Origin of the sequence: Erwinia sp. (assembly GCF_031978025.1) — a bacterium.
Lineage (GTDB): Bacteria > Pseudomonadota > Gammaproteobacteria > Enterobacterales > Enterobacteriaceae > Erwinia.
The window spans coordinates 1-11,331 of sequence record NZ_DALZCD010000135.1; the positions used below are offsets into that span (position 1 = coordinate 1).

Annotated in this window: 13 protein-coding genes and 1 other annotated feature; of the genes, 5 read left to right on the forward strand and 8 right to left on the reverse strand. The window is 51.3% G+C overall.

The genetic code is table 11. The features are described 5' to 3' along the window. From hisF to hisL, 8 genes are all read right to left on the reverse strand, one after another. Window positions 1–395, reverse strand: a 395-nt coding sequence (hisF, locus tag RTK32_RS12255) for a HisA/HisF-related TIM barrel protein (RefSeq protein WP_312044307.1), incomplete at its 3' end; no start/stop codon positions are given. Beyond that, on the reverse strand, window positions 377–1,114 hold the full coding sequence (hisA, locus tag RTK32_RS12260) for a 1-(5-phosphoribosyl)-5-[(5-phosphoribosylamino)methylideneamino]imidazole-4-carboxamide isomerase (protein WP_312044309.1): 738 nt from the start codon (window positions 1,112–1,114) through the stop codon (window positions 377–379). The genes hisF and hisA, both read right to left, overlap by 19 nt. Next, entirely contained in the window at window positions 1,115–1,705 is a 591-nt protein-coding gene (gene hisH, locus RTK32_RS12265) for an imidazole glycerol phosphate synthase subunit HisH (RefSeq protein ID WP_312044311.1), read from the reverse strand. Next, window positions 1,705–2,772: a bifunctional histidinol-phosphatase/imidazoleglycerol-phosphate dehydratase HisB gene (hisB, locus tag RTK32_RS12270; RefSeq protein WP_312044313.1), complete on the reverse strand. Its 1,068-nt coding sequence runs from the start codon at window positions 2,770–2,772 to the stop codon at window positions 1,705–1,707. The genes hisH and hisB overlap by 1 nt, the downstream gene beginning before the upstream one ends. Beyond that, the gene (gene hisC, locus RTK32_RS12275) at window positions 2,769–3,857 is read right to left on the reverse strand and encodes a histidinol-phosphate transaminase (protein WP_312044315.1); all 1,089 of its coding nucleotides are present in this window, start codon (window positions 3,855–3,857) and stop codon (window positions 2,769–2,771) included. Before hisC ends, hisB begins: the two co-directional genes overlap by 4 nt. After that, window positions 3,854–5,152 carry a histidinol dehydrogenase gene (hisD, locus tag RTK32_RS12280; protein ID WP_312044317.1) on the reverse strand — a complete coding sequence of 433 codons (1,299 nt, stop codon included), beginning with the start codon at window positions 5,150–5,152 and terminating at the stop codon, window positions 3,854–3,856. The genes hisC and hisD overlap by 4 nt, the downstream gene beginning before the upstream one ends. Window positions 5,153–5,155: 3 nt before the next feature. After that, window positions 5,156–6,055 carry an ATP phosphoribosyltransferase gene (gene hisG, locus RTK32_RS12285; protein WP_312044319.1) on the reverse strand — a complete coding sequence of 300 codons (900 nt, stop codon included), beginning with the start codon at window positions 6,053–6,055 and terminating at the stop codon, window positions 5,156–5,158. Window positions 6,056–6,134: 79 nt separating this feature from the next. Continuing rightward, window positions 6,135–6,256: a sequence feature (His leader region), on the reverse strand. Continuing rightward, on the reverse strand, window positions 6,232–6,279 hold the full coding sequence (hisL, locus tag RTK32_RS12290) for a his operon leader peptide (protein WP_148273047.1): 48 nt from the start codon (window positions 6,277–6,279) through the stop codon (window positions 6,232–6,234). Its footprint overlaps the feature before it by 25 nt. A 179-nt stretch (window positions 6,280–6,458) precedes the next feature. Between hisL and RTK32_RS12295 the strand changes: the two genes are divergently transcribed. The 5 genes from RTK32_RS12295 to RTK32_RS12315 all read left to right on the forward strand — a co-directional run bounded on the left by RTK32_RS12295 (window position 6,459) and on the right by RTK32_RS12315 (window position 11,316). Then, window positions 6,459–7,286 (forward strand): SDR family oxidoreductase, encoded by an 828-nt coding sequence (locus RTK32_RS12295; protein ID WP_312044321.1) that lies wholly within the window; start codon window positions 6,459–6,461, stop codon window positions 7,284–7,286. 291 nt (window positions 7,287–7,577) lie between these two features. Next, window positions 7,578–8,702: an FAD-dependent oxidoreductase gene (locus RTK32_RS12300; protein WP_312044323.1), complete on the forward strand. Its 1,125-nt coding sequence runs from the start codon at window positions 7,578–7,580 to the stop codon at window positions 8,700–8,702. 4 nt (window positions 8,703–8,706) lie between these two features. After that, complete coding sequence (locus RTK32_RS12305) at window positions 8,707–9,708, forward strand: glycosyl transferase family 2 (RefSeq protein WP_312044325.1); 1,002 nt, start codon at window positions 8,707–8,709, stop codon at window positions 9,706–9,708. A gap of 13 nt (window positions 9,709–9,721) precedes the next feature. Further along, window positions 9,722–10,501 carry a pyridine nucleotide transhydrogenase gene (locus tag RTK32_RS12310; protein WP_312044326.1) on the forward strand — a complete coding sequence of 260 codons (780 nt, stop codon included), beginning with the start codon at window positions 9,722–9,724 and terminating at the stop codon, window positions 10,499–10,501. Beyond that, window positions 10,498–11,316: a TIM barrel protein gene (locus RTK32_RS12315; RefSeq protein WP_312044328.1), complete on the forward strand. Its 819-nt coding sequence runs from the start codon at window positions 10,498–10,500 to the stop codon at window positions 11,314–11,316. The genes RTK32_RS12310 and RTK32_RS12315 overlap by 4 nt, the downstream gene beginning before the upstream one ends. Window positions 11,317–11,331: the final 15 nt, after the last annotated feature.

Below are 11,331 nucleotides of genomic sequence, written 5' to 3' on the forward strand. Positions count from 1 at the left end.
CAGGTATCGATACCGACCACGATGCACTGTACGCCAAAACGATCCGCCAGCCGTGTGATGAGCTCAGGATCGGCCAGCGCAGGTGAGTTGATCGAAATTTTGTCCGCGCCGTAAGAGAGAATTTGCGCAGCGTCTTCTGCCGATTTAATGCCGCCCGCCACGCAGAAAGGGATATCGATCACTTCCGCCACGCGAGCTACCCAGCTTTTATCCACCACGCGACCGGCTGAGGAGGCGGTAATATCATAAAATACCAGCTCGTCCGCGCCTTCCTGTGCATAGCGCTGCGCCAGCGGCACAATATCGCCAATAATCTCATGATTGCGGAACTGCACGCCTTTGACAACCTGGCCGTCACGCACGTCCAGGCAGGGGATTATCCGTTTTGCCAGCATGTTATCGCCTCCGAAACGTTGAATTTACCTTCCAGCAGAGCACGACCGACAATGACACCCTGAGCGCCACAGCCGCGCAAGGCGCGAATATCCTCCAGCGAGCCGATGCCGCCGGAAGACTGAAAGGCGATTTGAGGATAGCGCGCCGAAATTTCGCGGTAGAGCGCCACGTTAGAGCCGCTGAGCGTGCCGTCGCGGGAGATATCGGTACAAAGCACATGTTTCAGGCCAAAGGGCTGGAACTGTTCGATAACCGCCTCCAGCGTCACGCCAGCCGCTTCCTGCCAGCCGCTGATCGCCACTTCCTTGCGATTATCTGCATCAATGCGCACATCCAGCGCCAGCACAATGGCCTCTGCGCCGTACTGCTTAAACCAGCTTTGTACAGCTTCCGGATCTTTCACCGCCGTAGAACCTACCACCACGCGCGTAGCACCCGCATCCAGCAGCGCTTCGACATCGTCTTGCGTACGGATACCTCCGCCCACCTGAACCGGCACGCCGACGCCTGCCAGCAGCGTTTTTAGCAGCGGGATCTGCCGTGCTGCCGGGTCTTTCGCGCCGGTTAAATCGACCAGATGCAGCACCCCGGCGCCCTGAGCCTCGTACTCCTGCAGGCGCGGTAAGGGATCGCTGCCGTAATCGCGCTGCTGACCGTAGTCACCCTGATGCAGCCGCACCACTTTTCCTTCAATTAAATCCAATGCGGGAATAATCACTTACATCTCCAGGAAGTTTTTCAGCAGCTGCGCGCCAGCCGCGCCGGATCGTTCCGGGTGGAACTGCACACCGAAAAAGTTATCTTGCTGCACCGCGGCGGTAAAAGGCTCGCCGTAGTGGCACTGCGCAATAGTATGGGCGTTAACCGGCATGGCGTAGCTGTGCACGAAATAGAAGTACGCGCCGTCGGGAATGCCGCGAAACAGATGGTTGCCCGCCTGCGCGGTAATCTGGTTCCAACCCATATGCGGCAGCGGCAGGCCGCAATCGTTCATCTGCTGTACCGGCTGATCAATAATGCCCAGCGTGGCAACGCCGTTGCTCTCTTCGCTGTGTGAGCCAAGCAGCTGCATTCCCAGACAGATCCCCAACACCGGCTGGGTACAGGTTTTAATCAGCCCGACCAGGTCTCGCTCGCGTAGCTGGTCCATTGCCGCCTGTGCCGTGCCGACACCGGGCAGCAGTAGCTTATCGGCCTGCAGCACGATATCCGCCTCGCGGCTGACCACGGGCTCATAGCCCAGGCGCTGAATGGCCCACTTAACGGAAGAAAGGTTGGCGCAACCGGTATCCAGGATCACCACGTTCATTACAGCACTCCTTTCGAGCTGGGCAGGGTATTGCCTTCCACGCGGATCGCCTGGCGCAACGTACGACCAAAGGCTTTAAACAGGCTTTCTACGCGGTGATGATCGTTTTTGCCTTTGGTTCTCAGGTGCAGCGTGCTGGCCATGGTATAGGAGAGTGAACGGAAGAAATGTTCCACCATCTCGGTGCTAAGATCGCCCACGCGCTGATAGCTGAACTCGGCTTTATATTCCAGATGCGGGCGGCCAGAGATATCCAGCGCGCAGCGCGCCAGGCACTCGTCCATTGGCAGAACAAAGCCGAAACGGCCAATGCCGCGCTTGTCGCCCAGCGCTTTCAATAGCGCTTCACCCAGTGCCAGGCCGGTATCTTCCACCGTATGGTGATCGTCGATATAAAGATCGCCTTTCACCTCGATATTCATGCGGAAGCCGCCGTGAGTGGCGATCTGATCCAGCATATGATCAAAGAAGCCCACGCCGGTATTGAACTGGCTGTTGCCTTCGCGATCCAGCCAGACCTCGACTTTAATTTGCGTCTCTTTGGTGTGGCGATTTACCAACGCGTGCCGATCGCGTTTAGTCAGCTGCTGCTGAATGCCTTGCCAGTTCAGGCCATCTTTAGAGTAGTGCAGCCCCTGAATGCCCATATTGCTCGCCAGCTGCAGATCGGTAGTACGATCGCCGATAACATAGCTATTGTCGGTATCCAGCACGCCTTCTGCCAGCCATGCGGCCACCAGTTTGGTTTTTGGCTTGCGGCACTCGCAGTTGTCTTCCGGCAAATGGGGGCAGATCAGCACCTCATCAAAGCGAATACCCTGCGAGGTTAAAACCTGCATCATTAGCCGGTGCGGGCCGTCAAAATCGGCCTGCGGAAAGCTGGTGGTTCCCAGGCCATCCTGATTGGTGATCATCACCAGTTTGTAACCGGCCGCTTGCAGTGCCAGCAGGGCGGGGATCACTTCCGGCTCGAAGGCCAGCTTTTCCATGCGGTCAACCTGGTAATCTTCCGGCGGCTCGGAAATGAGTGTTCCGTCGCGATCGATAAAAAGAACTTTCTGGCTCATGCTTGCTCCATGGATGCGGACGCGCCGGGTAACTTTTGCAGCGCGGAGATAACGCGGTCACACTCTTCAGCGGTGCCGACGGAGATGCGCAGGCAGCCCGCCAGTCCCGGCTGTTTGTTTTGGTCACGCAGAATAATGCCCTGATCCCATAAGCTTTTAAAGACCAGCGTTGAGTCGGCGAAGCGGGCCAGCACATAGTTGGTATCGCTGGGAAAAACGGCTTCTACGCAGGCGCAGCCCTGCAGGTCGCTAATCAGCTTTTCACGCGTAGCGATTATCTCGCTGACGTGCTCTTTCATTAATGCGATACCCTGTTCGCTCAATGCCTGGGCAGCGATATCGGCTACCGGCGTAGAAAGAGGATAGGGCGCAATAACCTTCATCAGCAGCGCGATAACCTCGGCGCTGGCCAGCGTAAAGCCACAGCGCAGTCCGGCCAGCGCAAATGCCTTGGAAAGCGTCCGCAGGATCACCAGGTGCGGATATTCTTTCAGCCAGCCGGTCAGCGTCGCCGTCGGACAGAACTCTATATAGGCTTCGTCTGCTATCACCAGCGCCTTGCCGCACGTCATTTCCAGCAGCTGGCGGATGGCCTCCGGCTTCACCAGGTTGCCGGTAGGATTGTTCGGGCTGCAGACGTAAACCAGCTTTACGCTGTCCAGCTTATCGGCGATGGCGGCAAGGTTGAGCTGCCAGCCATCCTGCGCGGGCACGGTGCGGTATTCTACGCCCAGCGTTTCGGCACTGACGCTGTACATGCCGTAAGTCGGCGGACAAAACAGCACGGCATCTTTGCCCGGCTCGCAAAACGCGCGTATCAGCAGCTCGATGCCTTCGTCCGCGCCACGGCTGACCAGCACCTGCTCAGGCAATAAACCTGCATAGGCCGCATAACGTTCAATTACGGCTTTTGGCTGGCACTCGGGATAGCGGTTCAGCGTTTGCTGACGGAGGTCGAACGGCACCGCCAGCGGATACTCGTTGGCGTTTAGCCAGACGTCGCCGTTGCCACCAAGTCGACGAGCGGACTGATAGGGCGTCAGCTGGCGCACGTTGGCGCGGGCGAGATCTTCAATCTTGCTCATTGCTTCTCCTTCAGTGCGGCGACGCGCAGCGTCACGGCGTTTTTGTGGGCGGTCAGCTGCTCGGCGGCGGCCAGAATTTCAATGGTCGGTGCCAGATTCAAAAAGCCTTGGGGCGTCAGCTCCTGCACCGTCATCCGCTTCTGGAAATCGGCCAGGCCGAGGCTTGAACAGGTCGCCGTAAAGCCGTAGGTCGGCAGGACGTGATTGGTACCGGAAGCGTAATCACCGGCGGATTCTGGCGACCAGTCCCCCAGGAAGATGGAGCCGGCGCTGGTGATGTCGGCCACCAGGTCGCGCGCCTGGCGCGTCTGGATAATCAGGTGCTCCGGCCCGTAGCGATTGCTGATTTCAACGCACTGCGTCAAATCCTTCGCCACGATCAAACGGCTGGCGGCAAGCGCCTGGCGAGCCGTTTCGGCACGTGGCAGGCTGGCCAGCTGTTTTTCCACTGCCTCGGCGACCGCGTCAGCCATCTGGCGACAAGGCGTCAGCAGGATGACCTGCGAATCGGGGCCGTGTTCCGCCTGAGAAAGCAGATCGGAGGCGACGAAAGCCGGATTGGCTTCGGCATCCGCAATCACCAGCACTTCGGAAGGGCCGGCTGGCATATCAATCGCCGCGCCGTCAAGACGCTGGCTTACCTGACGTTTTGCTTCGGTAACGTAGGCATTGCCCGGCCCGAAGATCTTATCGACTTTTGGCACGGACCCGGTACCCAGCGCCATCGCGGCGATGGCCTGTGCGCCCCCTACCTGAAACACTTCCTGCACGCCACACAGTTTAGCGGCATATAAAATCTCGTCGGCAATCGGCGGCGGCGAGCAGAGCACCACGCGCTTACAGCCAGCAATACGCGCGGGCGTTGCCAGCATCAGAACGGTAGAAAACAGCGGGGCGGAACCGCCAGGTATATAAAGGCCGACTGAGGCAACAGGACGAACAACTTGCTGGCAACGCACGCCTGGCTGGGTTTCAATATCCACTTCCGGCTGCTTCTGCGCCTGGTGAAACTTATCAATATTGGCCACCGCAACGGCCATCGCCTGTTTAACCTCATCGCCAAGCCGGGCCGAAGCCGCCTCTGTCTCTTCACTGGTCACGCGTAGCGCCCCAACGTCGGCCTTGTCAAAAGCGGCGCTGTAGTAACGCAGCGCCTCGTCGCCTTCAGCTTTGACCTTTTCCAGAATGGCGCGGACGCTGGTGGTAATGTTTTCTGAAGCGGAAATAGCCGGACGAGTCAGCAACGCCTGCTGTTCCTCGGCGCTGCACGCCTGCCAGTCAATCGGGGTCATCATCGCTTACTCCATCATCTTCTCAATAGGCAGCACGAGGATGGAACTGGCGCCCAGCGCTTTTAGTTTCTCCATCGTTTCCCAGAACAGGGTTTCGCTGCTGACCATGTGCATGGCGACGCGGCTTTTATCGCCCGCCAGCGGCAGCACGGTAGGACGCTCCGCGCCGGGTAGCAGAGCGATGATATCTTCCAGACGCTCGCTCGGCGCGTGCAGCATGATGTACTTGGATTCACGCGCCTGGATCACGCCCTGGATACGGGTCATCAGCTTGTCGATCAGCTCCTGCTTGGCGCCAGGCATTTCGCCGTCGCGTTGGATCAGGCAGGCTTTAGAGCGATAAATCACTTCGACTTCGCGCAGGCCGTTGGCTTCCAGCGTGGCGCCAGTAGATACCAGATCGCAAATGGCGTCGGCCAGACCCGCGCGAGGGGCGACCTCAACGGAGCCGTTCAGCAGGCAGGATTTAAACGCAACGCCCTGTTTGTCGAGATACTTTTTCAGCAGGTGAGGATAGGAGGTCGCGATACGGGCGTTTTGCAAACACTGTGGGCCGGTATAGTCATCATCCACCGACATGGCCAGCGACAGGCGGCAGCCGCCAAAATCGAGACGGCGCAACAGCGTATAACGAGGATCTTCCCCCTGCGCACGACGGGTCAGCAGCTCTTCTTCCAGCACGTTTTCGCCAATAATGCCTAAATCCACCACGCCATCCATAACCAGCCCAGGAATATCGTCATCGCGGACGCGCAGGATATCAATCGGCATGTTTTCGGCAAAGGCGATCAGACGCTGCTGCTGCAGGTTGATCTTAATGCCGCAGCGGGCCAGCAGCTCGCGTGATTCATCACTTAAACGGCCTGATTTCTGCATAGCTATGCGTAAACGTTTATTATCTAACATCGGTGCTTATCCTCTTTTCCTGTCTGCTCGATTTAACTGGCTGTCGCCGTTCATCCCTTCGGGCCAGGGCTGCGCCCATAAAAAAAAGCCCCCGGAAGACGATCTTCCGGGGGCTTTTTTTGCGTTCTGCACCGCTGGAAGATCTGAATGTCTCCCAGCACACATCGCCTGAAAGACTAGTCAGGGTGATGGTGATGATGGTGGTTAAACGGAACGCGTGTCATAGTCTTCTCAACATTAAGGTGAATGATTATTCATTTCGTGACCAATAACCTAACTCAAGATAAATGCCGGGCGCAACACTTTTTTATGATCTATGACAGCTAACAAGACGTAACCGATTGTTGTTGACGAGAGGCTGGCGTAGTTTTAGAGCATTGTTGAGAAAGCTGGGTAGGGAAAAATGAAAAAAGTGGCGATTGTGGGATTGGGCTGGCTGGGTATGCCGCTGGGGCTGGCGATGAGCACGCGAGACTGGCAGGTTACCGGCAGTAAAACCACGGCCGATGGCGTGGAGGCCGCACGTATGTGCGGGCTGGAAAGCGTGCTGCTGACGCTGACGCCGGAACTGGAGTGCGATCCTGACGATCTCGACGCGCTGTTAAACGTGGATGCACTGGTCATTACTTTACCGGCCAGCCGCACGGCGGAGGGCGGCGAAAACTATCTGTTGGCAGTACAGCAAATTGTGGACAGCGCGCTGGCAGCCAACGTGCCGCACATTGTTTTTACCAGCTCCACCTCTGTCTACGGTAGCGGAAACGGTGAAATGAATGAAGACAGCCCGCTTGAGCCGGTCACGGTGGCGGGTAAAACCCTGAAAGAGCTGGAAACCTGGCTGCATAATTTGCCGGGGACCGCGGTGGATATTCTGCGGCTCTCGGGGCTGGTCGGTCCACAACGGCACCCGGGGCGTTTTCTGGCCGGGAAAACCGATTTAAGCGATGGCTCACACGGCGTTAATCTGGTGCACCTGGAAGATGTGGTTGCCGCTATTATTCTGCTGCTGGAAAAAGGTGACGGCGGGCATACTTATAATCTGAGCGCGCCGGTACATCCTGCGCGTAAAGATTTTTATCCGGCGGTTGCGCGCCAGCTGGGACTGACGCCGCCGACCTTTCGTGAAGAAACCGGTGAAGCCACAGGCAAGCTCATTAACGGCGAGCGCATTTGTCAGGAACTGGGGTTCAGCTACCGCTATCCGGATCCGGGTAAAATGCCGCTGCAATAGAATATGCATAACGATATCTGACTCGGCATATTTTCATATTGTAAGATATCCGGGCCAGATGTTTTCCTTTTGATATATCGATACGTAGATTCAGAGCTGTGTAAGGCACTTTGATAAAGGAACAGGCATTGAATGATAAAAGCTTATAGCAGTATTTTCAAAATTATGATTTTTTTGTAATTTTTTTTAGTTTATCCGCATAGTTATTTTTATAGTTAAATTAAAATTTAGGGTTGCAAAAAACATTCTTATAACAAGATATTTTAAATTGATTTACGGGTTTAATCAAAGATGCATAAAAGTAAAACTAACAACATAGTCATAGTTGGTGGGGGCTTTTTCGGGTTATATCTTGCTGAGCAACTGGCATTAAAAGGTAATAACGTAACAGTTTTTGAAAAATCAGATCGACTGATGTCCCGCGCCTCGTATGTTAATCAGGCGCGTGTTCATAATGGTTATCATTATCCGCGAAGTATTCTTACAGCATTGCGTTCACGCGTCTCGTTTCCCCGATTTGTTCGCGAATTTCAGGACTGTATTGAGAAAGACTTTGAAAAATACTATCTGATATCGGGTCATCTGGGTAAGGTTACGGCTGACCAGTTCAAACGCTTCTGTGGCCGAATAGGGGCTGACTGTGAAGAAGCACCAGCTAAAATAAAGCGGCTGGTCAATCCTGCAATGATTGATGAGGTTTTCACCACTACTGAGTTTGCATTTGACTCACATAAACTCTGCGCGCTCATGTTAGATCGCCTACAGGCAGCTAATGTGAAAATTGTGACCAACGCAGATGTAACGAAAATTATGTCTACAGGTAAAGGACTAGTCATTCAGGTACAGGCGGCAGGTTCTGTTGACGAAGTCTTCGCTGACCACGTATTTAACTGCACTTATTCACGTATTAATTACCTGTTGAGTTCATCGAGCCTTGAACTCATCCCGTTGAAACACGAGATGACGGAAATGTGCCTTGTAGAAGTACCGGAACATCTGAAAAAAATTGGGCTGACAGTAATGTGCGGGCCATTTTTTTCGGTAATGCCTTTTCCTTCAACAGCCTGGCATTCGTTCAGCCATGTTCGTTATACACCACATTATCAGTGGATGGACACGCCAGGGGGGAGTTATCAAGACTCTTATAAGCGACATGAAGAAGATGAGCGTCATAGCGCCTGGCGTTATATGGTGGCCGATGCACAACGTTACATCCCATCTTTAAGTGAATGTCAATACAAACAATCTATTTGGGAAGTTAAGACTATTTTACCACGAAGTGAATCAGATGATTCAAGGCCTATACTCTTTAAACCAAATTATGGATTACGTGGATTACATTGTATTATGGGTGGAAAAATAGATAATATATATGACGCATTACAGGAAATTGAGCGCGTCATTGAGCTGAGTTAATAACATGAAAAGTGAATCTTTTGTTTCTCTAGTGTTAGTTGTTCAGTCCTGTCTTCAGGATATTAGTGAACAGCTGTTTACGCTACATATACTTCTTAACAAACATTATACAGATTACGAGATAATTATTATTGCCCCTGGGGCATCTTCAACAAACGCGCAACAGGAAGCTAATCTCCTGCGAGTAGTACCCGGTATAAGAATCATCCATCTCTCTACCAGGGTAGATATCGATGTAGCACTGGCCGCCGGGCTTGAAAATGCCATTGGTGATTTTGTCGTTCTCTGGAATCCCTGTTCCGATCCAGTAGATATTATCCCATCGATTGTTACACAATGCCGACAGGGGCATGATGTAGTTGTTGGGATTACTGATAATGCAAAATCGTTATCCTACCGTTTATTACGCAAGTTAATTAGCGGTGCTCTGCGCGCTATTGAGTATGATCTTCCGAATAATTCAACCGGATTGCGTTGTCTAAGCCGAAGGGCGGTAAATGCCGTAACGCGTATTGGCCGCTTCCATCATCAATTTTACTTGCGTATACAAAAAACGGGGTATCCGGCAGGCGCTTTTCCTTATAAACCTTTAGTCGAAGGGGAAGGGGTAGGAATGCTAAAATCAATAAGACGTTTACTACGCTTGATGATTTTCAATTCTCCCCGGCCTTTACGCTGGATGTCCGTGGTAGGTTTTTGTGGCAGTTTAGCTGCTTCTCTGTTTGCAGGGTATAGCGTTTTAGTTCATTTAATAAATGGGCATGTAGTAGAGGGGTGGACTACGATTGTACTTTTTATGTCTCTCCTTTTTACACTGCAATTTATCATGATGGCCTTTTTTGGAGAGTATCTCGGAAGGCTATTAGATGAAAGTAGTAAACAGGCCGAATATGCAGTCGTATATGAAAGCAATAGCGATGTTATGTTAAATACTGACAGGGTTAATGTGCTTAGCGAATCAATGTCCTCAGAAGATAATCAGGTGCAAACCGGTCGAAATAAATAATTTAAGGTGAGGTATGGACGCTTTAATAGGATATTCAGGTTTCGTTGGGTCGACACTTCTAAAACAACATAACTTTACGTCTCTTTATCGATCAACAAACATTGATGAAATTTTTGGGGGTGATTTTGATACGGTAGTCTGTGCGGGGGCACCGGCACAAAAATGGCTGGCGAATAAAGACCCGCAGGCCGATTTGCAAAAAATAAAAGCTCTTATTGAGAATTTAAAATCAATTACGTGCCGCAAATTTATCCTTATTAGTACGGTAGATGTGTTTGCTTCGCCTGTAAATGTTGATGAAAAAAGTAAAGTAGAAGAAGAAGGTTTACACGCTTACGGCCTGCACAGGCGCTACTTAGAGAGGTTCGTTGAGGAACAATTTAATGATTCTCTGATTGTACGGCTGCCGGGGTTGGTTGGACCCGGGTTGCGTAAAAATATTATTTATGACTTTCATAATGACAATAATATCGCGCAAATTGAAAGTCGTGGTGTTTATCAGTTTTATCCAATGGTTAATCTTTGGTATGATATTTATATTGCTATAAAAAATAATTTAAAATTGCTTCATTTGACGGCCGAGCCGGTTGCTGTTGCTGAAGTGGCTAAAGCAGTCTTTAATATTGATTTTAATAATCATGTTGTCGAAAACCCTGGTTATTATGATATGAAAAGTTGCTATGCTTCTCTTTTTTCAAACAACAGTGCATATCAGTATAATAAGCGTGAAACCTTAATGGCAATACGAGCCTATGCTCAGTCTGAATTAAAAGAAAATGGGCAGCGTTTATGAAAATTTCCATATCAAATATTGCATGGGATAAAGAAGAGGATAGTGCAGTTGCTTTGCTGTTGAGAAAACATGGCGTTAACGCAATTGATATCACACCAGGAAAATATTTCAGCGACATACCTGCAACCAGTAATGAACAGATTGAGTCTTTGAAAAGATGGTGGGGCCAGCATGGCATTGCCATCATTGGTATGCAATCCCTGTTATTTGGTACACAGGATTTTAATATCTTTGACGATGATAGTACTCGTCAAAAAATGCTTGCCCATCTTTCGAGTGTCTGCCGTATAGCCGCAGGGACAGGGGCAACGAGGTTGGTTTTTGGCTCGCCTAAAAACCGAAACAGAAAAGAGCTGTCTGATGTACAGGTAGAGGCTATAGCTATAAGCTTTTTTCACGACCTGGGTAATATTGCTCAACATTCCGGTGTGACTATTTGTCTTGAGCCTAACCCTACGCATTATGGTGCTAATTTTATGACAACCACTGCAGAAACAGCCGCAATCGTAAAAGAGGTAAATCATACTCATATCCGAATGCAGCTTGATACAGGGGCTATGATAATAAATAAAGAAAATATTTCTAGCCTGTTAAAGCAATATCATTCTTTGATTGGGCATATCCATATCAGCGAACCTGAACTCGTCCCGCCAGGCCTCTCTGTCAGTACGCATGAATTAATGAGCGCCGAAATAAGAAGGTATTTTCCTGAAATGCATGTCACCATCGAAATGCTGACGGCTAAAGAAGACCGAATTAAAAATATTGAGCACGCTTTAATTTATGTTTGCTCGCAATATGGTGAATTGCAATGAAATGGATAATAATTT